At 40.2% G+C, this 24,759-nt stretch carries 34 protein-coding genes; 28 read left to right on the plus strand and 6 right to left on the minus strand.

Translation table 11 applies throughout. The features are described 5' to 3' along the window. Position 1 precedes the first annotated feature (1 nt). From rplP to N8L33_RS04930, 25 genes are all read left to right on the plus strand, one after another. Positions 2-415, plus strand: a complete 414-nt coding sequence (gene rplP, locus N8L33_RS04810) for a 50S ribosomal protein L16 (RefSeq protein ID WP_000960946.1) — start codon at positions 2-4, stop codon at positions 413-415. Positions 416-424: 9 nt separating this feature from the next. After that, the gene (gene rpmC / locus N8L33_RS04815) at positions 425-631 is read left to right on the plus strand and encodes a 50S ribosomal protein L29 (protein WP_000772918.1); all 207 of its coding nucleotides are present in this window, start codon (positions 425-427) and stop codon (positions 629-631) included. Between the two features lie 24 nt (positions 632-655). After that, positions 656-916 carry a 30S ribosomal protein S17 gene (gene rpsQ / locus N8L33_RS04820; RefSeq protein ID WP_000440801.1) on the plus strand — a complete coding sequence of 87 codons (261 nt, stop codon included), beginning with the start codon at positions 656-658 and terminating at the stop codon, positions 914-916. A 25-nt stretch (positions 917-941) separates the two neighbouring features. Next, positions 942-1,310, plus strand: a complete 369-nt coding sequence (rplN, locus tag N8L33_RS04825) for a 50S ribosomal protein L14 (protein WP_000616545.1) — start codon at positions 942-944, stop codon at positions 1,308-1,310. Between the two features lie 78 nt (positions 1,311-1,388). Next, on the plus strand, positions 1,389-1,694 hold the full coding sequence (gene rplX / locus N8L33_RS04830) for a 50S ribosomal protein L24 (RefSeq protein ID WP_000497691.1): 306 nt from the start codon (positions 1,389-1,391) through the stop codon (positions 1,692-1,694). Between the two features lie 23 nt (positions 1,695-1,717). Continuing rightward, positions 1,718-2,260 carry a 50S ribosomal protein L5 gene (rplE, locus tag N8L33_RS04835; protein ID WP_000013542.1) on the plus strand — a complete coding sequence of 181 codons (543 nt, stop codon included), beginning with the start codon at positions 1,718-1,720 and terminating at the stop codon, positions 2,258-2,260. A gap of 17 nt (positions 2,261-2,277) precedes the next feature. Next, positions 2,278-2,463 (plus strand): type Z 30S ribosomal protein S14, encoded by a 186-nt coding sequence (locus N8L33_RS04840; protein WP_001085697.1) that lies wholly within the window; start codon positions 2,278-2,280, stop codon positions 2,461-2,463. Positions 2,464-2,747: 284 nt separating this feature from the next. After that, complete coding sequence (gene rpsH / locus N8L33_RS04845; RefSeq protein ID WP_000245504.1) at positions 2,748-3,146, plus strand: 30S ribosomal protein S8; 399 nt, start codon at positions 2,748-2,750, stop codon at positions 3,144-3,146. A 186-nt stretch (positions 3,147-3,332) separates the two neighbouring features. After that, a complete protein-coding gene (rplF, locus tag N8L33_RS04850; RefSeq protein ID WP_000086626.1) occupies positions 3,333-3,869 on the plus strand; it encodes a 50S ribosomal protein L6 in 537 nt (178 codons plus the stop codon). 83 nt (positions 3,870-3,952) lie between these two features. Next, the gene (gene rplR, locus N8L33_RS04855) at positions 3,953-4,309 is read left to right on the plus strand and encodes a 50S ribosomal protein L18 (protein WP_000624044.1); all 357 of its coding nucleotides are present in this window, start codon (positions 3,953-3,955) and stop codon (positions 4,307-4,309) included. Positions 4,310-4,326: 17 nt separating this feature from the next. Continuing rightward, positions 4,327-4,821 (plus strand): 30S ribosomal protein S5, encoded by a 495-nt coding sequence (gene rpsE / locus N8L33_RS04860; RefSeq protein ID WP_000874202.1) that lies wholly within the window; start codon positions 4,327-4,329, stop codon positions 4,819-4,821. A 13-nt stretch (positions 4,822-4,834) separates the two neighbouring features. Then, positions 4,835-5,017 carry a 50S ribosomal protein L30 gene (gene rpmD, locus N8L33_RS04865; protein WP_000057241.1) on the plus strand — a complete coding sequence of 61 codons (183 nt, stop codon included), beginning with the start codon at positions 4,835-4,837 and terminating at the stop codon, positions 5,015-5,017. A gap of 144 nt (positions 5,018-5,161) precedes the next feature. After that, a complete protein-coding gene (gene rplO, locus N8L33_RS04870; protein WP_000766088.1) occupies positions 5,162-5,602 on the plus strand; it encodes a 50S ribosomal protein L15 in 441 nt (146 codons plus the stop codon). Between the two features lie 12 nt (positions 5,603-5,614). Next, a complete protein-coding gene (gene secY / locus N8L33_RS04875; protein ID WP_000465403.1) occupies positions 5,615-6,925 on the plus strand; it encodes a preprotein translocase subunit SecY in 1,311 nt (436 codons plus the stop codon). A 256-nt stretch (positions 6,926-7,181) separates the two neighbouring features. Beyond that, on the plus strand, positions 7,182-7,820 hold the full coding sequence (locus N8L33_RS04880) for an adenylate kinase (protein ID WP_001050436.1): 639 nt from the start codon (positions 7,182-7,184) through the stop codon (positions 7,818-7,820). A gap of 116 nt (positions 7,821-7,936) precedes the next feature. Next, the gene (infA, locus tag N8L33_RS04885; RefSeq protein WP_001029883.1) at positions 7,937-8,155 is read left to right on the plus strand and encodes a translation initiation factor IF-1; all 219 of its coding nucleotides are present in this window, start codon (positions 7,937-7,939) and stop codon (positions 8,153-8,155) included. A 24-nt stretch (positions 8,156-8,179) separates the two neighbouring features. Further along, positions 8,180-8,296: a 50S ribosomal protein L36 gene (gene rpmJ, locus N8L33_RS04890; protein ID WP_001808836.1), complete on the plus strand. Its 117-nt coding sequence runs from the start codon at positions 8,180-8,182 to the stop codon at positions 8,294-8,296. A 17-nt stretch (positions 8,297-8,313) separates the two neighbouring features. After that, a complete protein-coding gene (gene rpsM / locus N8L33_RS04895) occupies positions 8,314-8,679 on the plus strand; it encodes a 30S ribosomal protein S13 (RefSeq protein ID WP_000090781.1) in 366 nt (121 codons plus the stop codon). Between the two features lie 17 nt (positions 8,680-8,696). Further along, positions 8,697-9,080 carry a 30S ribosomal protein S11 gene (gene rpsK / locus N8L33_RS04900; protein ID WP_001118385.1) on the plus strand — a complete coding sequence of 128 codons (384 nt, stop codon included), beginning with the start codon at positions 8,697-8,699 and terminating at the stop codon, positions 9,078-9,080. Between the two features lie 42 nt (positions 9,081-9,122). Continuing rightward, the gene (locus N8L33_RS04905; RefSeq protein WP_000568988.1) at positions 9,123-10,058 is read left to right on the plus strand and encodes a DNA-directed RNA polymerase subunit alpha; all 936 of its coding nucleotides are present in this window, start codon (positions 9,123-9,125) and stop codon (positions 10,056-10,058) included. Positions 10,059-10,069: 11 nt separating this feature from the next. Further along, positions 10,070-10,456, plus strand: coding sequence for a 50S ribosomal protein L17 (rplQ, locus tag N8L33_RS04910; RefSeq protein ID WP_000331493.1), 387 nt, complete (start codon positions 10,070-10,072; stop codon positions 10,454-10,456). 264 nt (positions 10,457-10,720) lie between these two features. After that, entirely contained in the window at positions 10,721-10,987 is a 267-nt protein-coding gene (locus N8L33_RS04915) for an ACT domain-containing protein (protein ID WP_261058784.1), read from the plus strand. A gap of 9 nt (positions 10,988-10,996) precedes the next feature. Further along, on the plus strand, positions 10,997-12,334 hold the full coding sequence (locus N8L33_RS04920; RefSeq protein ID WP_173234359.1) for a PFL family protein: 1,338 nt from the start codon (positions 10,997-10,999) through the stop codon (positions 12,332-12,334). Between the two features lie 17 nt (positions 12,335-12,351). Continuing rightward, positions 12,352-13,845 (plus strand): N-acetylmuramoyl-L-alanine amidase family protein, encoded by a 1,494-nt coding sequence (locus tag N8L33_RS04925; protein WP_261058791.1) that lies wholly within the window; start codon positions 12,352-12,354, stop codon positions 13,843-13,845. A 232-nt stretch (positions 13,846-14,077) separates the two neighbouring features. After that, positions 14,078-14,770 carry a histidine phosphatase family protein gene (locus N8L33_RS04930; protein ID WP_000241548.1) on the plus strand — a complete coding sequence of 231 codons (693 nt, stop codon included), beginning with the start codon at positions 14,078-14,080 and terminating at the stop codon, positions 14,768-14,770. A 254-nt stretch (positions 14,771-15,024) separates the two neighbouring features. Here the strand turns inward: N8L33_RS04930 and N8L33_RS04935 are convergent, their stop codons facing one another. Genes N8L33_RS04935 through N8L33_RS04945 form a run of 3 tightly spaced genes read right to left on the minus strand, consistent with a single transcriptional unit; the run spans position 15,025 to position 18,817 of the window. Continuing rightward, positions 15,025-16,683 carry an ABC transporter permease gene (locus tag N8L33_RS04935; protein ID WP_261058792.1) on the minus strand — a complete coding sequence of 553 codons (1,659 nt, stop codon included), beginning with the start codon at positions 16,681-16,683 and terminating at the stop codon, positions 15,025-15,027. Then, complete coding sequence (locus N8L33_RS04940; RefSeq protein ID WP_261058794.1) at positions 16,673-17,764, minus strand: ABC transporter ATP-binding protein; 1,092 nt, start codon at positions 17,762-17,764, stop codon at positions 16,673-16,675. Before N8L33_RS04940 ends, N8L33_RS04935 begins: the two co-directional genes overlap by 11 nt. A gap of 12 nt (positions 17,765-17,776) precedes the next feature. Continuing rightward, a complete protein-coding gene (locus N8L33_RS04945) occupies positions 17,777-18,817 on the minus strand; it encodes an ABC transporter substrate-binding protein (protein ID WP_261058800.1) in 1,041 nt (346 codons plus the stop codon). Between the two features lie 318 nt (positions 18,818-19,135). Between N8L33_RS04945 and leuS the strand changes: the two genes are divergently transcribed. The 3 genes from leuS to N8L33_RS04960 all read left to right on the plus strand — a co-directional run bounded on the left by leuS (position 19,136) and on the right by N8L33_RS04960 (position 22,996). Continuing rightward, positions 19,136-21,637, plus strand: coding sequence for a leucine--tRNA ligase (gene leuS, locus N8L33_RS04950; protein ID WP_261058809.1), 2,502 nt, complete (start codon positions 19,136-19,138; stop codon positions 21,635-21,637). Between the two features lie 232 nt (positions 21,638-21,869). Beyond that, positions 21,870-22,565: a GNAT family N-acetyltransferase gene (locus N8L33_RS04955; protein WP_261058815.1), complete on the plus strand. Its 696-nt coding sequence runs from the start codon at positions 21,870-21,872 to the stop codon at positions 22,563-22,565. An 11-nt stretch (positions 22,566-22,576) separates the two neighbouring features. Further along, positions 22,577-22,996 carry a GNAT family N-acetyltransferase gene (locus N8L33_RS04960; protein ID WP_261058816.1) on the plus strand — a complete coding sequence of 140 codons (420 nt, stop codon included), beginning with the start codon at positions 22,577-22,579 and terminating at the stop codon, positions 22,994-22,996. Positions 22,997-23,575: 579 nt separating this feature from the next. Here N8L33_RS04960 and N8L33_RS04965 read toward each other — a convergent pair. The 3 genes from N8L33_RS04965 to N8L33_RS04975 form a co-directional block, all read right to left on the minus strand. Further along, positions 23,576-23,668, minus strand: coding sequence for a type I toxin-antitoxin system Fst family toxin (locus tag N8L33_RS04965; RefSeq protein WP_000970294.1), 93 nt, complete (start codon positions 23,666-23,668; stop codon positions 23,576-23,578). A 316-nt stretch (positions 23,669-23,984) separates the two neighbouring features. Next, positions 23,985-24,077, minus strand: a complete 93-nt coding sequence (locus N8L33_RS04970; protein ID WP_000969509.1) for a type I toxin-antitoxin system Fst family toxin — start codon at positions 24,075-24,077, stop codon at positions 23,985-23,987. A 506-nt stretch (positions 24,078-24,583) separates the two neighbouring features. After that, positions 24,584-24,676 carry a type I toxin-antitoxin system Fst family toxin gene (locus tag N8L33_RS04975; RefSeq protein WP_000970382.1) on the minus strand — a complete coding sequence of 31 codons (93 nt, stop codon included), beginning with the start codon at positions 24,674-24,676 and terminating at the stop codon, positions 24,584-24,586. Positions 24,677-24,759 lie beyond the last annotated feature (83 nt).

Raw genomic sequence — 24,759 nt, forward strand, 5'->3', positions numbered from 1 at the left:
AATGTTAGTACCTAAACGTGTTAAACACCGTCGTGAATTCCGTGGAAAAATGCGCGGTGAAGCAAAAGGTGGAAAAGAAGTAGCATTCGGTGAATATGGTCTTCAAGCTACAACTAGCCACTGGATCACTAACCGCCAAATCGAAGCTGCTCGTATCGCCATGACTCGTTACATGAAACGTGGTGGTAAAGTTTGGATTAAAATCTTCCCACACAAATCATACACTGCTAAAGCTATCGGTGTGCGTATGGGATCTGGTAAAGGGGCACCTGAAGGTTGGGTAGCACCAGTTAAACGTGGTAAAGTGATGTTCGAAATCGCTGGTGTATCTGAAGAGATCGCTCGCGAAGCGCTTCGTCTTGCTAGCCACAAATTGCCAGTTAAATGTAAATTCGTAAAACGTGAAGCAGAATAAGGAGAAGGCATGAAACTTAATGAAGTAAAAGAATTTGTTAAAGAACTTCGTGGTCTTTCTCAAGAAGAACTCGCGAAGCGCGAAAACGAATTGAAAAAAGAATTGTTTGAACTTCGTTTTCAAGCTGCTACTGGTCAATTGGAACAAACAGCTCGCTTGAAAGAAGTTAAAAAACAAATCGCTCGTATCAAAACAGTTCAATCTGAAGCGAAATAATAGACTAGGGAAGGAGAAATTTCAATGGAACGCAATAATCGTAAAGTTCTTGTTGGACGTGTTGTATCTGACAAAATGGACAAAACAATCACAGTTGTAGTTGAAACAAAACGTAACCACCCAGTCTATGGTAAACGTATTAACTACTCTAAAAAATACAAAGCTCATGATGAAAACAATGTTGCCAAAGAAGGCGATATCGTACGTATCATGGAAACTCGTCCGCTTTCAGCTACAAAACGTTTCCGTCTTGTAGAAGTTGTTGAAGAAGCGGTCATCATCTAATCAAACCTGAAAGGAGAAAACTGAAATGATTCAAACAGAAACTCGTTTGAAAGTCGCAGACAACAGCGGTGCTCGCGAAATCTTGACTATCAAAGTTCTTGGTGGTTCAGGACGTAAATTTGCAAACATCGGTGATGTTATCGTGGCATCTGTAAAACAAGCTACTCCTGGTGGTGCGGTTAAAAAAGGTGACGTTGTTAAAGCAGTTATCGTTCGTACTAAATCAGGTGCTCGTCGTGCTGATGGTTCATACATCAAATTTGACGAAAACGCAGCAGTTATCATCCGTGAAGACAAAACTCCTCGCGGAACACGTATCTTTGGCCCAGTTGCACGTGAATTGCGTGAAGGTGGCTTCATGAAGATCGTGTCACTTGCTCCAGAAGTACTTTAATTTTTAGAAACAAACTAGTCCCCTGGATTTACCTCCAGGGTGCCCTTATGGGCGTAAGAAAAATCAAGGAGAAACCTAATGTTTGTAAAAAAAGGCGACAAAGTTCGCGTAATCGCTGGTAAAGATAAGGGAACAGAAGCTGTTGTCCTTACTGCCCTTCCAAAAGTAAACAAAGTTATCGTTGAAGGTGTTAACATCGTTAAGAAACACCAACGTCCAACTAACGAGCTTCCTCAAGGTGGTATCATCGAGAAAGAAGCAGCTATCCACGTATCAAACGTTCAAGTTTTGGACAAAAATGGTGTAGCTGGTCGTGTTGGTTACAAATTTGTAGACGGTAAAAAAGTTCGCTACAACAAAAAATCAGGCGAAGTGCTTGATTAATCACGAAGGAAAGGAGAAGTATAATGGCAAATCGTTTAAAAGAAAAATATCTTAATGAAGTAGTTCCTGCTTTGACAGAACAATTCAACTACTCATCAGTGATGGCTGTGCCTAAAGTAGATAAGATCGTTTTGAACATGGGTGTTGGTGAAGCTGTATCAAACGCTAAAAGCCTTGAAAAAGCTGCTGAAGAATTGGCGCTTATCTCAGGTCAAAAACCACTTATCACTAAAGCTAAAAAATCAATCGCCGGCTTCCGTCTTCGTGAAGGTGTTGCGATCGGTGCAAAAGTTACCCTTCGTGGTGAACGTATGTACGAATTCTTGGATAAATTGGTTTCAGTTTCACTTCCACGTGTACGTGACTTCCACGGTGTTCCAACAAAATCATTTGATGGACGCGGAAACTACACACTTGGTGTGAAAGAACAATTGATCTTCCCAGAAATCAACTTCGATGACGTTGACAAAACTCGTGGTCTTGACATCGTTATCGTAACAACTGCTAACACTGACGAAGAGTCACGTGCATTGCTTACAGGCCTTGGAATGCCTTTTGCAAAATAATATAGGAGGTAAATCTAATGGCTAAAAAATCAATGATTGCTAAGAACAAACGTCCAGCGAAGTTCTCTACTCAAGCTTATACTCGTTGTGAAAAATGTGGTCGTCCACATTCAGTTTACCGCAAATTTAAACTTTGCCGTGTTTGCTTCCGTGAATTAGCTTACAAAGGACAAATTCCTGGTGTAACAAAAGCATCTTGGTAATTTAAGATATCAAGGGCGTCAAAACTCCAAGTGAAAATAGGAAACTTGACGAAGAAACTAAAGTTTCTAGGAAAGTTTATCTTTTTCACACAGAGTTTAGCCCGGGTTCAGTTGGGCTTGCCAATTTGAACACGAGCTACAGCTTTGGCAAAAAAGACCAATTTTCTTTGGAGCATCGCTCCTGCATCAAATTGCCTATTTTTGCTCTTGCTGTTACGCTCTTTGTATCATGTATTAACTAGCAAGTGCAACTTGCAAACTACTAGTAAGAGGAGAAAAATAAAATGGTTATGACTGACCCAATCGCAGACTTCCTAACTCGTATTCGTAACGCTAACCAAGCGAAACACGAAGTACTTGAAGTACCTGCATCAAACATCAAAAAAGGGATTGCTGAAATCCTTAAACGCGAAGGTTTTGTAAAAAACGTTGAAATCATCGAAGATGACAAACAAGGCATCATCCGTGTATTCCTTAAATACGGACCAAACGGTGAAAAAGTTATCACTAACTTGAAACGTGTTTCTAAACCAGGACTTCGTGTCTACAAAAAACGTGAAGATCTTCCAAAAGTTCTTAACGGACTTGGAATTGCTATCCTTTCAACTTCTGAAGGTTTGCTTACTGATAAAGAAGCACGCCAAAAGAATGTTGGTGGAGAAGTTATCGCTTACGTTTGGTAATGTTTAGCTCCCAATTTCTTTGTGACTCTTCGTTATCGTCTCTTGCCTAACCCAAAGTTATGCCTGCGAGACGATGCCTAGATTCACTTTGAGATTGAAACTAAATGTTCCTTTAAATCGAGAAATCGATTTAACCCCGTGAAAACTGGCCGTTCTGGCCTGACAATTTAACAGGAGAAAATAAACATGTCACGTATTGGTAATAAAGTTATCGTGTTGCCTGCTGGTGTTGAAATCACTAACAATGACAACGTTGTAACTGTAAAAGGACCTAAAGGAGAACTTACTCGTGAGTTCTCAAAAGATATTGAAATCCGTGTGGAAGGTACTGAAGTAACTCTTCACCGTCCAAACGATTCAAAAGAAATGAAAACTATCCACGGAACTACTCGTGCCCTTTTGAACAACATGGTTGTTGGTGTATCAGAAGGATTCAAGAAAGAACTTGAAATGCGCGGGGTTGGTTACCGTGCACAACTTCAAGGATCTAAACTTGTTTTGGCTGTTGGTAAATCTCATCCAGACGAAGTTGAAGCTCCAGAAGGAATTACTTTTGAACTTCCAAACCCAACAACAATTGTTGTTAGCGGAATTTCAAAAGAAGTAGTTGGTCAAACAGCTGCTTACGTACGTAGCCTTCGTTCACCAGAACCATATAAAGGTAAAGGTATCCGTTACGTTGGTGAATTCGTTCGCCGTAAAGAAGGTAAAACAGGTAAATAATGTTGAGTGGTTGATTCTCAACCACCAACCTATTTTCCAACTTTGTGCATAGCACACGATTTAAAACTAAAGAGGTGAAAACTGTGATTTCAAAACCAGATAAAAACAAACTCCGCCAAAAACGCCACCGTCGCGTTCGCGGAAAACTCTCTGGAACTGCTGATCGCCCACGTTTGAACGTATTCCGTTCTAATACAGGCATCTACGCTCAAGTGATTGATGACGTAGCGGGTGTAACGCTCGCAAGTGCTTCAACTCTTGACAAAGAAGTTTCAAAAGGAACTAAAACTGAACAAGCCGTTGCTGTCGGTAAACTCGTTGCAGAACGTGCAAACGCTAAAGGTATTTCAGAAGTGGTGTTCGACCGCGGTGGATATCTATATCACGGACGTGTGAAAGCTTTGGCTGATGCAGCTCGTGAAAACGGATTGAAATTCTAATAGGAGGACACTAGAAAATGGCATTTAAAGACAATGCAGTTGAATTAGAAGAACGCGTAGTTGCTGTCAACCGTGTTACAAAAGTTGTTAAAGGTGGACGTCGTCTTCGTTTCGCAGCTCTTGTTGTTGTTGGTGACCACAACGGTCGCGTAGGATTTGGTACTGGTAAAGCTCAAGAAGTTCCAGAAGCAATCCGTAAAGCAGTAGATGATGCTAAGAAAAACTTGATCGAAGTTCCTATGGTTGGAACAACAATTCCACACGAAGTTCTTTCAGAATTCGGTGGAGCTAAAGTATTGTTGAAACCTGCTGTAGAAGGTTCTGGAGTTGCCGCTGGTGGTGCAGTTCGTGCCGTTGTGGAATTGGCAGGTGTGGCAGATATTACATCTAAATCACTTGGTTCTAACACTCCAATCAACATTGTTCGTGCAACTGTTGAAGGTTTGAAACAATTGAAACGCGCTGAAGAAGTTGCTGCCCTTCGTGGTATTTCAGTTTCTGATTTGGCATAAGAAAGGGGATAAAATGGCTCAAATTAAAATTACTTTGACTAAGTCTCCAATCGGACGCATTCCATCACAACGTAAAACTGTTGTAGCACTTGGACTTGGCAAATTGAACAGCTCTGTTATTAAGGAAGATAACGCTGCTATCCGTGGTATGATCACAGCAGTATCTCACTTGGTAACAGTTGAAGAAGTAAACTAATGAATTTTTAGGGGATGTGCACTATACCATCCCCTAAAACTAGATATAGTCATCTATGATGATGTTGTATAGGCGAGTTGATGGGGGAGACAACCTTTTCTCCCTTATCGGCGCTAGCATTTTACAAAAGAGGAGAAAATAAAAATGAAACTTCATGAATTGAAACCTGCAGAAGGTTCTCGTAAAGTACGTAACCGCGTTGGTCGTGGTACTTCATCAGGTAACGGTAAAACATCTGGTCGTGGTCAAAAAGGTCAAAAAGCTCGTAGCGGTGGCGGAGTTCGCCTTGGTTTTGAAGGTGGACAAACTCCATTGTTCCGTCGTCTTCCAAAACGTGGATTCACTAACATCAACGCTAAAGAATACGCAATTGTGAACCTTGACCAATTGAACGTCTTTGAAGATGGTGCTGAAGTTACTCCAGTTGTTCTTATCGAAGCAGGAATTGTTAAAGCTGAAAAATCAGGTATTAAAGTTCTTGGTAACGGTGAGTTGACTAAGAAATTGACTGTGAAAGCAGCTAAATTCTCTAAATCAGCTGAAGAAGCTATCACTGCTAAAGGTGGTTCAGTAGAAGTCATCTAAGAGAGGTGACCTATGTTTTTTAAATTATTAAGAGAAGCTCTTAAAGTCAAGCAGGTTCGATCAAAAATTTTATTTACAATTTTTATCGTTTTGGTCTTTCGTATCGGAACTAGTATTACAGTTCCTGGTGTGAATGCCAATAGCTTGAATGCTTTAAGTGGATTATCCTTCTTAAACATGTTGAGCTTGGTGTCAGGGAATGCCATGAAAAACTTCTCAGTTTTTGCTCTTGGTGTTAGTCCCTACATTACGGCCTCTATCGTTGTCCAACTCTTGCAAATGGATATTTTACCCAAATTTGTAGAATGGGGTAAACAAGGGGAAGTAGGTCGAAGAAAATTAAATCAAGCTACTCGTTATATTGCTCTTGTTCTAGCCTTTGTGCAATCTATCGGGATTACAGCAGGTTTTAATACTTTGGCTGGAGCTCAATTGTTGAAAACAGCTCTTACTCCACAAGTCTTTATCATGATTGGTATCATCTTAACAGCTGGTAGCATGATTGTGACTTGGTTGGGAGAGCAAATTACAGATAAGGGGTACGGAAATGGTGTTTCTATGATTATCTTTGCCGGGATTGTTGCCTCAATTCCAGAGATGATTCAGGGCATCTATGTGGACTACTTTGTGAATGTCCCAAGTAGCCGTATCAACTCATCTATCATTTTCGTAATCATTTTGATTATTACTGTATTGTTGATCATTTACTTTACAACCTATGTTCAACAAGCAGAATACAAAATTCCAATCCAATATACTAAGGTTGCACAAGGTGCTCCATCTAGCTCTTACCTTCCTTTGAAAGTAAACCCTGCTGGAGTTATCCCTGTTATCTTTGCAAGTTCGATTACTGCAGCGCCTGCGGCTATTCTTCAGTTTTTGAGCGCTACAGGTCATGATTGGGCTTGGGTAAGAACAGCACAAGAAATGCTGGCAACAACTTCACCAACTGGTATTGCTATGTATGCTTTATTGATTATTCTCTTTACATTCTTCTATACGTTTGTACAGATTAATCCTGAAAAAGCGGCAGAAAACCTACAAAAGAGCGGAGCCTATATCCATGGAGTTCGTCCTGGTAAAGGTACAGAGGAATATATGTCTAAACTTCTTCGTCGTCTTGCAACTGTTGGTTCTCTCTTCCTTGGTGTGATTTCTATTTTACCGATCGTGGCAAAAGATGTTTTCGGACTTTCAGAAGCAGTTGCTTTTGGGGGGACTAGTCTTTTGATCATTATCTCTACGGGTATTGAAGGAATCAAACAATTGGAAGGTTACCTATTGAAACGTAAGTATGTTGGTTTCATGGATAGAACAGAATAAAAGTATTTACTGATACTCTTCGAAAATCAAATTCAAACCACGTCAGCTTCACCTTGCCGTACTCAAGTACAGTCTGCGGCTAGCTTCCTAGTTTGCTCTTTGATTTTCATTGAGTATGAATCAGTAAATGCTGAGGGAGTGGAGGTTTAAACTCTAACATTTGTGAGAGTTTGGTCTCCCCTCTTCTATTTTGTTTTTAAATAGGGGTGAAAAGAATTTTTGCTTCTATTTAAAAATAAAATAAGGAGATCAGATCATGAATCTTTTGATTATGGGCTTACCTGGTGCAGGTAAGGGAACTCAAGCAGCAAAAATCGTAGAACAATTCCATGTTGCACATATCTCAACAGGTGATATGTTCCGCGCTGCAATGGCAAATCAAACTGAAATGGGTGTTCTTGCTAAGTCATACATTGACAAGGGTGAATTAGTTCCTGACGAAGTTACAAATGGAATCGTAAAAGAACGTCTTTCACAAGATGATATTAAAGAAACAGGATTCTTGTTGGATGGTTACCCACGTACAATCGAACAAGCTCATGCCTTGGACAAAACATTGGCTGAACTTGGCATTGAACTAGAAGGTGTCATCAACATTGAAGTGAATCCAGATAGCCTCTTGGAACGTTTGAGTGGTCGTATTATCCACCGCGTAACTGGAGAAACTTTCCACAAGGTCTTTAACCCACCAGTTGACTATAAAGAAGAAGATTACTACCAACGTGAAGATGATAAGCCTGAGACAGTCAAACGTCGTTTGGATGTTAATATTGCTCAAGGGGAACCAATCATTGCTCACTACCGTGCCAAAGGTTTGGTTCATGACATCGAAGGTAATCAAGATATCAATGATGTCTTCTCAGATATCGAAAAAGTATTGACAAATTTGAAATAAAGCGTTTTTCACACTTGCAAAAATCCGCTACAAATGTTATACTAAGATAGTCTGACTTATAATTGTTGTCTCTGTGTCTAGAGGCATCGAATCGAAATTTATGGAGGTGCTTTTGCGTGGCAAAAGACGATGTGATTGAAGTTGAAGGCAAAGTAGTTGATACAATGCCGAATGCAATGTTTACGGTTGAACTTGAAAATGGACATCAGATTTTAGCAACAGTTTCTGGTAAAATTCGTAAAAACTATATTCGTATTTTAGCGGGAGATCGTGTTACTGTCGAAATGAGTCCATATGACTTGACACGTGGACGTATCACTTACCGCTTTAAATAATCGAAAAACTTGGAGGGATAAGAAATGAAAGTAAGACCATCGGTCAAACCAATTTGCGAATACTGTAAAGTTATTCGTCGTAATGGTCGTGTTATGGTAATTTGCCCAGCAAATCCAAAACACAAACAACGTCAAGGATAAGATAGAAAGGAGAAAACATGGCTCGTATTGCTGGAGTTGACATTCCAAATGACAAACGCGTAGTAATCTCATTGACTTATGTTTATGGTATCGGACTTGCAACATCTAAGAAAATTTTGGCTGCTGCTGGAATCTCAGAAGATGTTCGTGTACGTGATTTGACATCAGATCAAGAAGATGCTATCCGTCGTGAAGTGGATGCAATCAAAGTTGAAGGTGACCTTCGTCGTGAAGTAAACTTGAACATCAAACGTTTGATGGAAATCGGTTCATACCGTGGTATCCGTCACCGTCGTGGACTTCCTGTCCGTGGACAAAACACTAAAAACAACGCTCGCACTCGTAAAGGTAAAGCTGTTGCGATTGCTGGTAAGAAAAAATAATATAGGAGGTAAAAGTCTTGGCTAAACCAACACGTAAACGTCGTGTGAAAAAGAATATCGAATCTGGTATTGCTCATATTCACGCTACATTTAATAACACTATTGTTATGATTACTGATGTGCATGGTAATGCAATTGCTTGGTCATCAGCTGGTGCTCTTGGTTTCAAAGGTTCTCGTAAATCTACACCATTCGCTGCTCAAATGGCTTCTGAAGCTGCTGCTAAATCTGCACAAGAACACGGTCTTAAATCAGTTGAAGTTACTGTAAAAGGTCCAGGTTCTGGTCGTGAGTCAGCTATTCGTGCGCTTGCTGCCGCTGGTCTTGAAGTAACAGCAATTCGTGATGTGACTCCAGTGCCACACAATGGTGCTCGTCCTCCAAAACGTCGCCGTGTATAATCATCGCATTACACTGCTTTTCGTTTAAGAGGGAGTAACTAAATGATCGAGTTTGAAAAACCAAATATAACAAAAATTGATGAAAATAAAGATTATGGCAAGTTTGTAATCGAACCACTTGAACGTGGCTACGGTACAACTCTTGGTAACTCTCTTCGTCGTGTACTTCTAGCTTCTCTACCAGGAGCAGCTGTGACATCTATCAACATTGATGGTGTGTTACATGAGTTTGACACAGTTCCAGGTGTTCGTGAAGACGTGATGCAAATCATTCTGAACATTAAAGGAATTGCAGTGAAATCGTACGTTGAAGACGAAAAAATCATCGAACTAGATGTCGAAGGTCCTGCTGAAGTAACAGCTGGTGACATTTTGACAGATAGCGATATTGAAATTGTAAATCCAGATCATTATCTCTTTACAATCGGTGAAGGTTCTTCTCTAAAAGCGACTATGACTGTTAACAGTGGTCGTGGATATGTACCTGCTGATGAAAATAAAAAAGATAATGCACCAGTTGGGACACTTGCTGTAGATTCTATTTATACACCAGTTACCAAAGTCAACTATCAAGTTGAACCTGCTCGTGTAGGTAGCAATGATGGATTTGACAAATTAACCCTTGAAATCTTGACAAATGGAACAATTATTCCAGAAGATGCTTTAGGGCTTTCAGCACGTATTTTGACAGAACATCTTGATTTGTTTACAAATCTTACTGAGATTGCCAAGTCAACTGAAGTGATGAAAGAAGCTGATACTGAATCTGACGATCGTATTTTGGATCGTACGATTGAGGAACTGGACTTGTCTGTGCGTTCATACAACTGTTTGAAACGTGCCGGTATCAATACTGTGCATGATTTGACAGAAAAATCTGAAGCAGAGATGATGAAAGTACGAAATCTTGGACGCAAGAGTTTGGAAGAAGTGAAACTCAAACTCATTGATTTGGGTCTTGGATTAAAAGATAAATAAAGGAGGAATACATGGCTTACCGTAAACTAGGACGCACTAGCTCACAACGTAAAGCAATGCTTCGCGATTTGACAACTGACCTTTTGATCAACGAATCAATCGTGACAACTGAAGCTCGTGCTAAAGAAATCCGTAAAACTGTTGAAAAAATGATTACTCTAGGTAAACGTGGTGATTTGCATGCACGTCGTCAAGCTGCTGCTTTCGTACGTAATGAAATCGCATCTGAAAACTATGATGAAGCAACTGATAAGTACACTTCTACTACAGCACTTCAAAAATTGTTCTCAGAAATCGCACCTCGTTATGCTGAACGTAACGGTGGATACACTCGTATCCTTAAAACTGAACCACGTCGTGGTGATGCAGCGCCAATGGCGATCATTGAATTAGTATAAAATCATCAATTTTGTTGAGTGTTATGATGATGGAGTCTTGTGCTCTTAGTCTAGCTCTGGTCTACCGCTAGGATTTCGGTCCTAGCGGGAACACTCATCATAAGTTGGGATAGTAGACGCTTGTTTACGAAATTGTTTTTTGCTTAAGAACAACTTCGTAAGCAGGCGTTTTTGAGTATTTTTGTTAGAATTATGCTATACTATTTGAAAAGAATCCTGTTTAATGTTCAGGTTTCCTATTAAAAGAAGAATTGGAGTTTGCTTATGAAAGCGATTATAACTGTTGTTGGTAAAGATAAATCTGGAATTGTTGCAGGCGTTTCTGGTAAAATTGCAGAATTGGGTTTGAACATAGACGATATCTCTCAAACTGTCTTGGATGAATATTTCACGATGATGGCTGTCGTCTCTAGTGATGAAAAGCAAGATTTCACTTATCTTCGTAATGAATTTGAAGCTTTTGGACAAACTTTGAATGTGAAAATTAATATTCAAAGTGCTGCGATTTTCGACGCTATGTATAATATCTAGGAGGTGCACATGGATATTAGACAAGTTACTGAAACCATCGCCATGATTGAGGAGCAAAACTTCGATATCAGAACCATTACCATGGGAATTTCTCTTTTGGACTGTATCGATCCAGATATCAATCGTGCTGCGGAGAAAATTTATCAAAAGATTACGACTAAGGCAGCAAATTTAGTAGCTGTTGGTGATGAAATTGCAGCGGAGTTGGGAATTCCAATCGTTAATAAGCGTGTATCGGTGACTCCTATTTCTCTGATTGGGGCGGCGACAGATGCAACAGACTATGTGGTTCTGGCAAAAGCGCTTGATAAGGCTGCGAAAGAGATTGGTGTGGACTTTATTGGTGGTTTTTCTGCCTTGGTACAAAAGGGTTATCAAAAGGGAGATGAGATTCTCATCAATTCTATTCCTCGGGCTTTGGCAGAAACGGATAAGGTCTGCTCGTCAGTTAATATCGGCTCAACCAAGTCTGGTATCAATATGACGGCTGTCGCAGATATGGGACGAGTTATCAAGGAAACGGCAACTCTATCTGATATGGGGGCAGCTAAGTTGGTTGTATTCGCTAATGCTGTTGAGGACAATCCGTTTATGGCAGGTGCCTTCCACGGTGTTGGGGAAGCTGATGTTATCATCAACGTCGGGGTTTCTGGTCCTGGTGTGGTCAAGCGTGCCTTGGAAAAAGTTCGTGGAGAGAGCTTTGACGTAGTAGCAGAAACAGTCAAGAAGACTGCCTTTAAAATCACTCGTATCGGTCAATTGGTTGGTCAGATGGCCAGCGAGAGACTGGGTGTGGAGTTTGGTATTGTGGACTTGAGTTTGGCGCCAACTCCTGCGGTTGGAGATTCTGTAGCACGTGTCCTTGAGGAAATGGGACTAGAAACAGTTGGAACGCATGGAACGACGGCTGCATTGGCTCTCTTGAATGACCAAGTTAAGAAGGGCGGAGTGATGGCCTGCAACCAAGTCGGAGGTTTGTCTGGTGCCTTTATCCCTGTTTCTGAGGATGAGGGAATGATTGCTGCAGTGCAAAATGGCTCTCTTAATTTGGAAAAACTAGAAGCCATGACAGCTATCTGTTCTGTTGGTTTGGATATGATTGCCATTCCGGAGGATACACCTGCTGAAACCATTGCGGCTATGATTGCAGATGAAGCTGCAATTGGTGTCATTAACATGAAAACAACAGCTGTTCGTATCATTCCAAAAGGAAAAGAAGGCGATATGATTGAGTTTGGAGGCCTATTAGGAACTGCACCTGTTATGAAAGTCAATGGAGCTTCGTCTGTCGATTTCATCTCTCGTGGAGGACAAATCCCAGCACCAATTCATAGTTTTAAAAATTAAGAGATTAGGAGAAAATGATGAAAAAAGAAATGAAACATGCTTTAGTAGCTTTGGGACTGTCGACTTTACTAGTACCAACGTTTGCCAATCAAGTAGTTTATGCACAAGAAGAAAGCCATGAAACTGCTATTAGTACAACACCAGAAGAGATTAAGAAAGTAATTGCAGAATATAAAAAAGCACAGATAGATTTTATGAGGAAGAATGAAGAACACTTTCTTAATTTAGTGAAGCAAATAGACTGGAGTGTACTTTCTTTCTCACAAAATGATATCGAATTTCTTAATAATAGTATTTCTGAACGCTTTAATGAAAATCTTCAATATTTTATAGATTACATTGATAAAGAAGAAAAGAATCTAATAGCAAATATTGGGGATTGGAAATATAGAAAAGAAAGATTTGAATTTCATGAACCTCGAAATGATAATAGAAATTATGATAGTGAACTAAAAACTTATATTTTTAGAGCAATAGTAGATAAGAAGAAAGAACTTGTCACTGCTCAAATTAAGAAAAATCCGTATTACACAAATCTTGAAAGAGAAAAAATGTTACGTCTTTTGTATAGCTATGATAACTGGGGAGGACATAGTACATCTGGTTGGAACGAAAAATATAAAATATTTAATGATGAAGAACAATTGGATATATTTTTAAAAAGACTACCAACGTTTCTATCAGACGATTTTCAAGCATTTTCATTAGCACCTACTGAAAAGAATATCAGAGAAGTTAATGCTGTTGCCTTTATGGAGAAGACGGCCATTAGTAATGACGATTCACTTTCGAAAGCAGATAAAGTTTCTATGTTTAGTAAGATTGATGACATAGTAGAAGAAGCTGTTAAAAAGATCAAAACAGAAGCGGATATACATGAGGATGGTAATTACAAAAATAGTCGAATGTTATCCCCTGAAGAGTTATCTGTCTTTACTAAGCGTATCGAAGATGTTTACCAAGGCAAAGCTAAGCCTAAGGTGACAAAAGAAGAGGCTATTCAAGCAGTTTCTACTGGAACTTCATCCTCAGTTTCAACTTCAACTCAATCTACCGTTACCTCTAATGGAGAGACTAAGAAAGATCATCAAGCAAGTAAGTGGTTTAAAGAGTCTGGGAAATGGTACTACAATGACCTCTCTGGCAATCTTGTAAGAAATCGTTGGGTAGGCCGTTATTATCTAAAAGCAGATGCTTCAATGGCTGCAAGTGAATGGATTTATGATGAAGATTATAAGAGCTGGTTTTATGTAGATTCAACTGGTAGTTATGTGGAGAAAGCTTGGCAGGGCGAATACTACCTAAAACGTGGCGGTTACATGGCTAAGAGCGAGTGGGTATTTGATTCTCAGTATGATAGCTGGTATTATCTGAACCAAGATGGCAAGTATGCTCGTAACCAATGGATCAAGGATGGAGATAAGTGGTATTACTTGTTATCTGATGGGAAATTGGCAAAAAACATGACTATTAACGGTTATAAAGTAAATGAAAAAGGTGAATGGGTTTAATTTTTTAAGTTCTATTTAAGGTTAGGTGTGTATACTATAATCATTAAATAAAGACCTCCTAATATTATTTGAAATAGATAACTCTGATTTAGTTTGAATTTGATTTTCATCTAATATCTTTATTTAATAGACCTCCTAAACTTTTTCATAATAATCTCCTGCAAAAGTCACCTGTCTGGGTGGCTTTTGTTTTATCATCCATGATATAATAGAAGCAAACGGAGGACGGAAAATGGTAAAAGTACGATTGTATTTGGTACGTCATGGCAAGACTATGTTTAACACGATTGGTCGAGCGCAAGGTTGGAGCGATACTCCCTTAACAGCTGAAGGTGAGCGAGGGATTCAAGAATTAGGAATCGGTTTGAGAGAATCTGGTCTACAGTTTGAGCGCGCTTATTCGAGTGATTCTGGGCGCACCATTCAGACAATGGGAATCATCCTTGATGAACTTGGCTTGCAGGGGAAAATCCCTTACCGCATGGACAAGCGTATCAGAGAATGGTGTTTTGGTAGCTTTGACGGAGCTTATGATGGCGATCTTTTCATGGGCATTATTCCTCGTATCTTTAATGTGGACCATGTTCACCAATTATCTTATGCTGAACTGGCTGAGGGCTTAGTAGAGGTCGATACAGCTGGTTGGGCTGAAGGCTGGGAAAAACTCAGTGGCCGAATCAAGGAAGGTTTTGAAGCGATTGCCAAAGAAATGGAAGAGCAAGGTGGGGGCAATGCCCTAGTCGTGAGCCACGGAATGACCATTGGAACCATTGTGTATCTGATTAATGGCATGCATCCGCATGGTCTCGATAATGGTAGCGTGACGATCCTTGAATATGAGGACGGCCAGTTTAGCGTAGAAGTTGTCGGCGACCGTAGTTACCGAGAACTAGGACGTGAGAAGATGGAGGAAGCCTCTATTTAATACTCTTCGAAAATCTCTTCAAACCGCGTCAACGTCGTCTTGCCGTAGATATATGTAACTGACTTCGTCAGTCTTATCTACAACCTCAAAGCAGTGCTTTGAGCAACCTGCGACTAGTGTCCTAGTTTGCTCTTTGATTTTCATTGAGTATAATCAGTCTAGACTTGCTTGCTCTGAACTAGGGATTTGATAAGAATATCAAGATAAGAAAAACAGCCGAGGGTAATCCTTTCGGCTGTTTTTGATGGGGAAAACTAAAGTGTAATGCTGTTGCTTTTAGAGATTTTCATAAACAAGAGCAAGGAACCTACTGTTAGAATAGTCAGGATAGTTGACAAGGCTGCGGCTACACCGTAATTTCCTCTGAGAACCTCTGTATAAATAGCTACAGTCATTGTTCTTGTTTTGACATTGTAGAGGAGGATAGAAGTAGAAAGTTCTGAAATCATTGTAACCCAAGATAGGATAGCTCCAGAGATAATACCAGATAGCATCATTGGAGTTGTAATCTTGGCAAAGGTATTGAGGCGACTACTTCCTAAGCTCTCAGCAGCTTCTTCAATACTTGGTGCAATTTGTTGCAAGCTAGCAACAGATGAGCGAATAGTATAAGGCAATCTTCTGACAGATAGGGACATAATCAAGATGAAAGCTGTCCCTGTAATCATAAGGAATCCACTTCCAAATAGACCGGTATTGAAGGAAGAAATGAAGGCAATCCCTAGAACGGTTCCTGGTACAATATAAGGTACCATACTGAGGCTGTCAATTAAGTTTGTAAACAAATTCCGTTTTCTAACGGCTAGGTAGGAGATAAATGTTGCGAATAGGACAACTAGAACTAAGGCAATCAAAGGGATACGAATGGTATTGAAAATAGCAGATCCCATACGATTGAAAGCTACCTTGTAACTGTTTAGAGAATAACCTTTGACAAATACCATACCTGATGTTTTTAGGAAAGAAGTATAAATCAAGTAGACTTGAGGTAGAACAGAGAACAAGATAATTCCGTAGACTGTTGCATAAATGGCAACCATTTTTCCTTTTGTAGTTTTTTTAGGCTCGATTGGATGGAGCGAATTCATACTGAAACTGTAGCGATTTGAAATGTATTTTTGGATAAGGAAAATTGCCAAGGCAATGATAATCGCCATAATTGCTAAAGCAGATGCAAAAGCAGAATTTCCTCCAACCTCGCTAATAAATTGTGTATAAATCAAGACCGGGAAAGTCCGATATCCTTCACCAATTAACATCGGTGTTCCAAAGTCTGAGAATGCTCTCATAAATACAAGCAGGGCAGCCGCTAGTAAGGTTGGAACGAGGAGAGGTAAAACAACCGTTACGATACGCTTAAATCCGAAGGACCCCATGCTTTCAGCGGCTTCAAGTAGAGAATTGTCAATACTTTTCATTGTCCCAGCAACGTATAGAAATACCAGTGGGAATAGTTGCAGTGTGAAGACAAGCACAATTCCTTTGAATCCATAAATATCGATAGCTGGAAGATGAAGGGAATTTGTCAGGAATTTAGTAATGACCCCATTTCGTCCCAGCAAGAGAATCCAGGAGTAGGCTCCTACGAAAGGAGCTGACATGGAAGCAATGATAATCAATATTTGTAGAAATTTCTTTCCCTTGAAGTCATACATGGAAAAGAGGTAAGCTAATAAGGTTCCTACAACCAAGGAAGTGATAGTAGCGGTAATGGAAACCTTGAAACTATTGACGAGTGTCTCAGAGTAGTAGGCTTTACTAAAGAAAGTGACAAAATTAGCTAGTGAGAATTGTCCTTCATGTATGAGTGCTTGCTTGAGCACAGTAACGATAGGATAAACGAGAAAGACAAGATAGGTAAGAAAGATGAAGAAAGAGGAGGCTGTCCAAATGTTTAGTTTTTTACGTTCCATGGTTGACTCCTTTTATCAGGTTTTGAGAACCATCTGCAGAAAAGACGTTTAATTTTTGAGTATTGATTCGTAGACGAATACGATCGCCTTTTTGTAGATCTTCTTCAAAAGTTGATTCTTCACTAACTTGAATTTTTGAGGCAAAGCCTGTCTCGATGAAGTATTCAGTGTTCAGTCCAAGATAGACGCTATCACTAATAGTGCCTTCAATCTCTCCAGATTCATCTTTGATAAACTCTTCAGGACGAATACTTACATGAATAGCTTGTTCCTCAGCCTGATCAAGAGCTGGCATTCGAAGGGCATAGCCGTCTGAAAAGACGATATAAGCGCCGTCGCTCCGTTTTTCGAGATTGGCAGGGATAATATTTGTGCGTCCGATAAAGGTGGCCACAAACTCATTAGCTGGTTTATGATAGAGTTCTTTTGGTCGGCCGATTTGTTGGATCACCCCATCTTTCATAACAGCAATTTGGTCTGAAATAGCCATGGCTTCTTCTTGGTCGTGGGTCACATAGACGGTTGTAATTCCCACTTCGTGTTGGATTTCTCGAATGGCTTGACGCATATCCAAGCGAAGTTTGGCATCTAGGTTACTAAGTGGCTCGTCCATGAGGAGAACACTTGGATTAACCGCTAAGGCGCGTGCCAAGGCGACACGTTGTTGTTGTCCACCACTAAGTTTATCGGGCTTTCGATCCGCATATTGAGCAATTTGCATGAGCTCAAGATACTTATTGGTCTGTTGGACCAATTCTTCTTTTGGAACCTTCTTTTGCTTGAGACCAAAAGCAACATTATCTCGGACAGTCAAATGTGGGAAAATAGCGTAGTTTTGGAAAACCATCCCGATATTGCGTTTGCTGGGTTCCATATTATTGATTTTTGTATCATCGAAGTAAAATTCTCCGCCTTCGATACTGTTGAAACCTGCAATCATACGAAGAAGAGTCGTTTTCCCACATCCTGAAGGACCAAGGATGGTAAAGAGACTTCCTTTGGGAATTGTAATATTTAAATTATCAATAACAGGGACATCGTGGTAGATTTTTTTGGCGCTAATAATTTTGATCTCACTCATAGTGAACCTCTTTTACTGTTTAGATTGGATATCTGTAAAAATATCATTGTACTTTTTAAGAATGGCAGATTTGTTTTTAATGACATAATCTGAGTCTTCAGTGGCAATATTGATTTCTGTCATAGCCTTCATATTTTTATTGGTTTTAGCATTTTTACGAATGGGTCTGATTGTTGTTTCAGTTCCTAGCTTATCTTGGATTTCTTGAGAAAGGAGGAAATCGATAAATTTCTTGGCGTTTTCCATGTGTTTGGCATTTTTAACGATAGCCGCGTTACCAGGTAAAAAGACGGTTCCTTCTTTTGGATAAATGACTTTTACATCAACCCCATCATTTAAGAGTTTTAAGGCAGGATCTTCATAGGTGAGTCCTACGGCCATTTCTCCATCGGCGACAGCTTTGTAAACATTTGAAGAACTAGATGCAATCTTTCCATCTACTAGGGTAAAGAGATTTTTCACATAGGTCCAAGCTTGTTCATTTTCGTATCCACCTTGATCGACAAGCATGTTTGTTAATTGTGCAAAGGCGCTAGAAGCATTACTTGGATCAGCAGTAGCGATTTTTCCTTTTAATTTAGGATTGAGTAGATCATTGTAGCCTTCAATTTTAATATCTTTTGTAAGAGCTGAATTGGCAATGATGACACTGACATCAAGTGTATAAGGCGTGTAGAATCCGGTTTTATTTTGATATTCAGGGATTATCTGGTCGTTCTCTTGAGAAATATAAGGTTCAAAAAGATTTTCGTTAGAAGAGAAGAGGGCGTAGGAGCCTCCGAAAATGACATCGGCTACAGGGGATTCTTTTTCAGCCTCAGCTTTTTTGAACAATTCACCCGTGCTGGCTTGTACTAAATCAACCTTAATACCATATTTTTCTTCGAAGGCAGGGATTGTCTCTTCGATAAGGTCTTCAGGGTTAGGCGAGTAGACAACCAAAGTGTTATCTGAATCTTTTTCAGAGCTAGTTTCCGCTTCTATAGGTGAAGAACATCCTGATAAAGAAAGGAATATCCAGCCACAAGAGAGAAAGAATAGTATTTTTTTCATAAGTATCTCCTTTTTTACGAACATTTTCTCTACCTAGATTGTTAATGTCTTTAAATTGTAGAGTTCTACAGGATATAATAAAAACCTTAAAGAAATCTAAAACGAGAAATATGAGTTAAAGACGCTAGGGGAAGAAAATACAAGAAACAAATAATTGATAGAAGTTAGCTCCAAATGAGGGCTAATTTTTTATACTGCTACATAAGCTGGATTTGCGATTCAGTCTTTCTTGGCATCCAAGCCCAAAAGAACATTTCTCGTCTTTCAAATTCCCTCAAAAATGGTATAATAGTAACATCACAAAATTGGAGAGAGACCATGAGTTTTTACAATCATAAAGAAATTGAGCCTAAGTGGCAGGGCTACTGGGCAGAACATCATACATTTAAGACAGGAACAGATGCATCAAAACCTAAGTTTTATGCTCTCGATATGTTCCCTTATCCGTCTGGAGCGGGTCTGCACGTAGGTCACCCAGAAGGTTATACTGCAACCGATATCCTCAGCCGTTACAAACGTGCGCAGGGCTACAATGTTCTTCACCCAATGGGTTGGGATGCTTTTGGTTTGCCTGCAGAGCAATACGCTATGGATACAGGTAATGACCCAGCAGAATTTACAGCGGAAAATATTGCCAACTTCAAACGCCAAATCAATGCGCTTGGATTTTCTTATGACTGGGATCGTGAAGTTAACACAACAGATCCAAACTACTACAAGTGGACTCAGTGGATCTTCACCAAGCTTTACGAAAAGGGCTTGGCCTATGAAGCGGAAGTGCCAGTAAACTGGGTTGAAGAGTTGGGAACAGCCATCGCCAACGAAGAGGTTCTTCCTGATGGAACTTCTGAGCGGGGAGGCTATCCAGTTGTCCGCAAACCAATGCGCCAATGGATGCTTAAAATCACTGCCTATGCAGAACGCTTGCTCAATGACTTGGATGAGTTGGATTGGCCAGAATCTATCAAGGACATGCAACGCAACTGGATTGGTAAATCAACTGGTGCTAATGTAACTTTTAAAGTTAAGGGAACAGACAAGGAATTCACCGTCTTTACGACTCGTCCTGACACCCTTTTCGGTGCTACTTTCACTGTATTGGCTCCTGAGCATGACTTGGTTAACGCTATCACAAGTCCGGAGCAAGCTGATGCAGTTGCGGACTACAAACGCCAAGCTAGTCTCAAGTCTGACTTGGCTCGTACTGACCTTGCCAAGGAAAAAACAGGGGTTTGGACTGGTGCTTATGCCATCAATCCTGTCAATGGTAAGGAAATTCCAATCTGGATTGCAGACTATGTTCTTGCTAGTTACGGGACAGGTGCGGTAATGGCTGTTCCTGCCCACGACCAACGTGACTGGGAATTTGCCAAACAATTTGTCCTTCCAATCGTAGAAGTACTTGAAGGTGGAAACGTAGAAGAAGCTGCCTACACAGAAGACGGTCTTCACGTCAACTCTGACTTCCTAGATGGACTCAACAAAGAAGCTGCTATTGCTAAGATTGTGGCTTGGTTGGAAGAGAAAGGTTATGGACAAGAGAAGGTTACCTACCGTCTCCGCGACTGGCTCTTTAGCCGCCAACGTTACTGGGGTGAACCAATCCCAATCATTCATTGGGAAGACGGGACTTCAACAGCTGTCCCTGAAAATGAATTGCCACTTGTCTTGCCTGTAACCAAGGACATCCGTCCTTCAGGTACTGGTGAAAGTCCACTAGCTAACTTGACAGACTGGCTTGAAGTGACTCGTGAAGATGGTGTCAAAGGTCGTCGTGAAACAAACACCATGCCACAATGGGCTGGTTCAAGCTGGTACTACCTTCGCTATATTGATCCACACAATACTGAAAAATTGGCTGATGAGGACCTCCTCAAACAATGGTTGCCAGTAGATATCTACGTGGGTGGTGCAGAGCATGCTGTACTTCACTTGCTTTATGCTCGTTTCTGGCACAAATTCCTCTATGACCTCGGTGTTGTTCCAACTAAGGAACCATTCCAAAAACTCTTTAACCAAGGAATGATCTTGGGAACAAGCTACCGTGACCACCGTGGGGCTCTTGTGGCAACCGACAAGGTTGAAAAACGTGATGGTTCCTTCTTCCATGTGGAAACAGGAGAAGAGTTGGAGCAAGCACCAGCCAAGATGTCTAAATCGCTCAAGAACGTTGTTAACCCAGACGATGTGGTGGAACAATACGGTGCCGATACCCTTCGTGTCTATGAAATGTTCATGGGTCCACTTGATGCTTCCATCGCTTGGTCAGAAGAAGGTCTGGAAGGAAGTCGTAAATTCCTTGACCGTGTTTACCGTTTGATTACAAGTAAAGAAATCGTTGCGGAAAACAATGGTGCTCTTGACAAGGTTTATAACGAAACCGTTAAAGCTGTCACTGAGCAAATCGAGTCTATGAAATTCAACACAGCCATTGCCCAACTTATGGTCTTTGTTAACGCTGCTAATAAGGAAGACAAACTCTATGTGGACTACGCCAAAGGCTTTATCCAATTGATTGCCCCATTTGCACCTCACTTGGCAGAAGAACTCTGGCAAACTGTTGCGGCAACAGGTGAATCAATCTCTTACGTAGCTTGGCCAACATGGGACGAAAGCAAATTGGTTGAAGACGAAATCGAAATCGTCGTTCAAATCAAAGGTAAAGTCCGTGCCAAATTGATGGTCGCTAAAGACCTATCACGCGAAGAATTGCAAGAAATTGCTCTAGCTGACGAAAAAGTCAAAGCAGAAATTGATGGTAAGGAAATCGTGAAAGTGATTGCGGTACCGAATAAATTGGTTAATATTGTTGTGAAATAACCAATTTATTTGCTGATTTCCAACCTCAAACAGTTTCCCAAACTGTTTGAGCCAACTAAACTCGTTAATATCGTTGTGAAATAAGAGGCTCTTTGTCAACTGTAGTGGGTTGAAGAAAAATAAGATAGGAATCCTTCAGAGTAGAATCTGGAGGATTTTTTGAATCTTCTTATGAAAGTATGGTATACTATGGGCAACTATAAAGTTTGAAAAGCGAAACAAGGAGAAAGCTATGCCAGTAAATGAATATGGTCAGATGATTGGGGAGTCAATGGAAGGTTATACACTAGGTGAATTGCCTGCTATTGATCTCTTAGAAGGGCGTTATGCTCGGATAGAGGCTCTTTCGGTGGAAAAGCATGCGGAGGATTTATTAGCTGTTTATGGTCCAGATACTCCGCGGGAGATGTGGACTTACCTCTTTCAGGAACCAGTGACGGATATGGAGGAGCTGGTTGCCGTTTTAAATCAGATGTTGGCTCGTAAGGATCGATTTTACTATGTGATTGTAGACAAGGAAACTGGTAAGGGTTTGGGAACATTTTCTCTCATGCGCATTGACCAGAATAACCGAGTGATAGAAGTGGGAGCGGTCACTTTTTCTCCAGAGCTCAGGGGAACACGAATAGGGACAGAAGCTCACTATCTCTTGGCGCGCTATGTTTTTGAGGAGCTTAACTATCGTCGCTACGAATGGAAATGTGATTCTCTTAATCTGCCATCCAGACGAGCTGCGGAGCGTTTGGGATTTGTCTATGAAGGGACCTTCCGCCAGGCAGTCGTTTATAAGGGACGTACGAGAGATACGGATTGGTTGTCTATGATTGATACGGACTGGTCACAAGTCAAGGCTCGTTTAGAAACATGGTTGGCTCCTGAAAATTTTGATAAAAAAGGACGACAGTACAAGAGCTTGAGAGAATTCTAAGAGGTGTTGATATGATTGCTATTAAAAAGCAAGAAATTGTTAAGCTAGAGGATGTTTTGCATCTCTATCAGGCTGTCGGTTGGACAAATTATACCGATCAACCAGAGATGTTGGAGCAGGCCTTATCTCATTCATTAGCGATTTATGTGGCGCTTGATGGTGATACTGTGGTGGGCTTGATTCGTTTGGTTGGAGATGGTTTCTCATCAGTATTGGTTCAGGATTTAATCGTTTTACCCATCTATCAGCGTCAAGGGATTGGTAGTGCCCTAATGAAAGAGGCTTTAGAGGATTACAAAGATGCCTATCAAGTCCAGCTGGTAACAGAACAGACAGAAAGAACCTTGGGCTTCTATCGTTCTATGGGCTTTGAAATCTTATCCACCTATGATTGTATAGGGATGACTTGGATGAATCGAGAAAAATCATAAAACTTGTTTTTTCTTAAGCAAAGTTTAAGGCTGGTTTAGTATCATATAGTCATTAAATAAAGACCTCCTAACTTTATTTAATAAAATCCTAAAACTTTTTTTCATCATAATCTCCTAATGAAGTCACCCAATCAGGTGGCTTTTTTGTGAGGTGAAGTGCTAGTGATAGAAATTTTTTGCATAATAGTAAAATTTGAGAAAAGTTAAGCTAGTTTTAAGCTTTGTCTTGTATCATATAGTTATTAAATAAAGACCTCCTAACTTTATTTAATAAAATCCTAAACTTTTCTTTTTCATAATAATCTCCCTTAACTCCACCCAATCAGGTGGAGTTTTTTGGCTCTATTTCAGGCTTTTCGGGACTATTCTAAAAATCATTTTTCGATAACTTTCTCCCAATCTTATAAACTTTATTGGACAGATTATAAAGTTGAAGAAGCTAAATGGGTGAGGTTGTAAAGTTTTGACAAATTTTGTGAACTATGGGATAATGGAGAGGAATTAAGGATTAGTTCTATATCATGGACTAGAAAAGACCCCAAGCTAACTTCCACATTAAGCTTGGGGTCTTTTTTGACACTATCTATCTTTGTTTAGCCATTTATCGACTAAGCGAAGGATGACACCGACCACAATCGGTCCGATGATAGTTTTAAGGATTAGTTCCATCATGGGCTATCTCACCTCCTTTCGTAGGCGGTGTAGCAGTGCCGTATAATATTATACCACATAAATGTTAAACTCGGGAGGCACCCAATCAGGTGGAGTTTTTTGGCTCTATTTCAGGCTTTTCGGGAGTTTTCTAAACATCATTTTCCGATAACTTTCGCTTAATCTTGAACGTCTTGTTGTACAGCGGTTAAAGAGTAAAGTTTTGACAAATTTTGTGAACTATGGGATAATAAAAGAGAATTAAGTATTGTGTCTATATCATAGGCTAGAAAAGACCCCAAGCTCACGACCAAATAAGCTTGGGGTCTTTTTGACACTATTTGTCCTTGTTTAGCCATTTATCGACTAATCGAAGAACGACACCGACCACAATTGGTCCGATGATAGTTTTAAGTATTGTATCCATCATGGGCTAATTCACCTCCTTTCGCAGGCGGTGTAGCAGTGCCGTAAAATATTATATCACATAAGTGCTAAAGTCGGGAGTCGCCTAATCAAGTGAAGTTTTTTGGCTCGATTTCAGGCTTTTTGGGACTATTCTAAAAATCATTTTCCGATATTTTTCGGATTTTGGTTGGGGAATTGGCGGGGACTTTTTGAGATTTTGGCGGGGATTTTTTAAGCGAATATGAGTAAGAAATAGCTCTGTTGTCGCTTCAGCAAGTTCAACCTCACTTTGAATTTAAGTGACTGTTAATTGAAGGACTAGAACTACTGTAATAATGCTCTTGGTTGTCAAGGAGTGAGTCATCATATTGTTAGCCAGCGGTTAAAGCTTGAAAAGCCGAGGATATAAACCTTTGACAAAATTCGTGAACTATGGGATAATAAAAAGGAATTGAGTACTAGTTCTATATCATAGGCTAGAAAAGACCCCAAGCTCACGACCAAATAGGCTTGGGGTCTTTTTTGACACTATTTGTCCTTGTTTAGCCATTTATCGACTAATCGAAGAACGACACCGACCACAATTGGTCCGATGATAGTTTTGAGTACTAATTCCATCATAGGCTATCTCACCTCCTTTCGTAGGCGGTGTAGAAGTGCCGTAGAATATTATTCCACATAAGTGTTAAACTCGGGAGGCACCA

This window comes from Streptococcus mitis (assembly GCF_946188695.1).
In the GTDB taxonomy this organism is placed as follows: domain Bacteria; phylum Bacillota; class Bacilli; order Lactobacillales; family Streptococcaceae; genus Streptococcus; species Streptococcus mitis_DF.

What these genes read in the sequence shown, in the direction of transcription:
- rplP (WP_000960946.1), top strand. Translation starts at nt 2, where the DNA reads ATGTTAGTACCTAAACGTGTTAAACACCGTCGTGAATTCCGTGGAAAA.
- rpmC (WP_000772918.1), top strand. Translation starts at nt 425, where the DNA reads ATGAAACTTAATGAAGTAAAAGAATTTGTTAAAGAACTTCGTGGTCTT.
- rpsQ (WP_000440801.1), top strand. Translation starts at nt 656, where the DNA reads ATGGAACGCAATAATCGTAAAGTTCTTGTTGGACGTGTTGTATCTGAC.
- rplN (WP_000616545.1), top strand. Translation starts at nt 942, where the DNA reads ATGATTCAAACAGAAACTCGTTTGAAAGTCGCAGACAACAGCGGTGCT.
- rplX (WP_000497691.1), top strand. Translation starts at nt 1,389, where the DNA reads ATGTTTGTAAAAAAAGGCGACAAAGTTCGCGTAATCGCTGGTAAAGAT.
- rplE (WP_000013542.1), top strand. Translation starts at nt 1,718, where the DNA reads ATGGCAAATCGTTTAAAAGAAAAATATCTTAATGAAGTAGTTCCTGCT.
- N8L33_RS04840 (WP_001085697.1), top strand. Translation starts at nt 2,278, where the DNA reads ATGGCTAAAAAATCAATGATTGCTAAGAACAAACGTCCAGCGAAGTTC.
- rpsH (WP_000245504.1), top strand. Translation starts at nt 2,748, where the DNA reads ATGGTTATGACTGACCCAATCGCAGACTTCCTAACTCGTATTCGTAAC.
- rplF (WP_000086626.1), top strand. Translation starts at nt 3,333, where the DNA reads ATGTCACGTATTGGTAATAAAGTTATCGTGTTGCCTGCTGGTGTTGAA.
- rpsE (WP_000874202.1), top strand. Translation starts at nt 4,327, where the DNA reads ATGGCATTTAAAGACAATGCAGTTGAATTAGAAGAACGCGTAGTTGCT.
- rpmD (WP_000057241.1), top strand. Translation starts at nt 4,835, where the DNA reads ATGGCTCAAATTAAAATTACTTTGACTAAGTCTCCAATCGGACGCATT.
- rplO (WP_000766088.1), top strand. Translation starts at nt 5,162, where the DNA reads ATGAAACTTCATGAATTGAAACCTGCAGAAGGTTCTCGTAAAGTACGT.
- secY (WP_000465403.1), top strand. Translation starts at nt 5,615, where the DNA reads ATGTTTTTTAAATTATTAAGAGAAGCTCTTAAAGTCAAGCAGGTTCGA.
- N8L33_RS04880 (WP_001050436.1), top strand. Translation starts at nt 7,182, where the DNA reads ATGAATCTTTTGATTATGGGCTTACCTGGTGCAGGTAAGGGAACTCAA.
- rpmJ (WP_001808836.1), top strand. Translation starts at nt 8,180, where the DNA reads ATGAAAGTAAGACCATCGGTCAAACCAATTTGCGAATACTGTAAAGTT.
- rpsM (WP_000090781.1), top strand. Translation starts at nt 8,314, where the DNA reads ATGGCTCGTATTGCTGGAGTTGACATTCCAAATGACAAACGCGTAGTA.
- N8L33_RS04905 (WP_000568988.1), top strand. Translation starts at nt 9,123, where the DNA reads ATGATCGAGTTTGAAAAACCAAATATAACAAAAATTGATGAAAATAAA.
- rplQ (WP_000331493.1), top strand. Translation starts at nt 10,070, where the DNA reads ATGGCTTACCGTAAACTAGGACGCACTAGCTCACAACGTAAAGCAATG.
- N8L33_RS04915 (WP_261058784.1), top strand. Translation starts at nt 10,721, where the DNA reads ATGAAAGCGATTATAACTGTTGTTGGTAAAGATAAATCTGGAATTGTT.
- N8L33_RS04920 (WP_173234359.1), top strand. Translation starts at nt 10,997, where the DNA reads ATGGATATTAGACAAGTTACTGAAACCATCGCCATGATTGAGGAGCAA.
- N8L33_RS04925 (WP_261058791.1), top strand. Translation starts at nt 12,352, where the DNA reads ATGAAAAAAGAAATGAAACATGCTTTAGTAGCTTTGGGACTGTCGACT.
- N8L33_RS04930 (WP_000241548.1), top strand. Translation starts at nt 14,078, where the DNA reads ATGGTAAAAGTACGATTGTATTTGGTACGTCATGGCAAGACTATGTTT.
- N8L33_RS04935 (WP_261058792.1), bottom strand. Translation starts at nt 16,683, where the DNA reads ATGGAACGTAAAAAACTAAACATTTGGACAGCCTCCTCTTTCTTCATC.
- N8L33_RS04940 (WP_261058794.1), bottom strand. Translation starts at nt 17,764, where the DNA reads ATGAGTGAGATCAAAATTATTAGCGCCAAAAAAATCTACCACGATGTC.
- N8L33_RS04945 (WP_261058800.1), bottom strand. Translation starts at nt 18,817, where the DNA reads ATGAAAAAAATACTATTCTTTCTCTCTTGTGGCTGGATATTCCTTTCT.
- leuS (WP_261058809.1), top strand. Translation starts at nt 19,136, where the DNA reads ATGAGTTTTTACAATCATAAAGAAATTGAGCCTAAGTGGCAGGGCTAC.
- N8L33_RS04955 (WP_261058815.1), top strand. Translation starts at nt 21,870, where the DNA reads ATGCCAGTAAATGAATATGGTCAGATGATTGGGGAGTCAATGGAAGGT.
- N8L33_RS04960 (WP_261058816.1), top strand. Translation starts at nt 22,577, where the DNA reads ATGATTGCTATTAAAAAGCAAGAAATTGTTAAGCTAGAGGATGTTTTG.
- N8L33_RS04965 (WP_000970294.1), bottom strand. Translation starts at nt 23,668, where the DNA reads ATGATGGAACTAATCCTTAAAACTATCATCGGACCGATTGTGGTCGGT.
- N8L33_RS04970 (WP_000969509.1), bottom strand. Translation starts at nt 24,077, where the DNA reads ATGATGGATACAATACTTAAAACTATCATCGGACCAATTGTGGTCGGT.
- N8L33_RS04975 (WP_000970382.1), bottom strand. Translation starts at nt 24,676, where the DNA reads ATGATGGAATTAGTACTCAAAACTATCATCGGACCAATTGTGGTCGGT.